This is a genomic window from Myxococcus llanfairpwllgwyngyllgogerychwyrndrobwllllantysiliogogogochensis (genome assembly GCF_006636215.1).
Classification (GTDB): Bacteria; Myxococcota; Myxococcia; order Myxococcales; family Myxococcaceae; genus Myxococcus; species Myxococcus llanfairpwllgwyngyllgogerychwyrndrobwllllantysiliogogogochensis.
Genome location: NZ_VIFM01000945.1, coordinates 1 through 399, shown reverse-complemented (window position 1 = coordinate 399; position 399 = coordinate 1). Strand labels below are relative to the sequence as shown.

The 399-nt window shown below is 62.9% G+C and carries 1 protein-coding gene; it reads right to left on the bottom strand.

Annotated features, from left to right (window positions below):
* The coding region (locus FJV41_RS57615; protein ID WP_220138068.1) for a hypothetical protein at positions 1-319 on the bottom strand (319 nt) is incomplete at its 3' end.
* Positions 320-399 lie beyond the last annotated feature (80 nt).

Sequence of the window (399 nt, the reverse complement as noted above, 5' to 3'; positions counted from 1 at the left end):
CGAGCACTGCGGAACTGACCACCGCGGAAGTCGCCGCGTTCAGGGCGCCGGTGAGCGCAGAAATGCCAGTGAAACCAGTGCCAGTCGCAGCGCCCGCCAATGCCGTTGCGAGATTGGCTCCAGCATTCACCGACCTGGTAGCGGTTGGATAAGCGTCATCCCACAACTCAAGTTTCCAAGGCTTCGTTTCGTACACGCCCTTCTGCCCCCCTTCGCCTTGATCGGGCTGGAACAGCGTCGGCCGCGTGCTTCCCCATCCGTCTTCTGTGGCATCCGACAAAGCGATAGGTTTGACCTGCGCGACTTCAACGTCCCGCATCGATGGCAGGCCGGAGTCCTGTGGCCATGCGGCGATCGCCGCAGCGAGTGCATCGCGCAGTGATCCGTGCCGTCCTACCG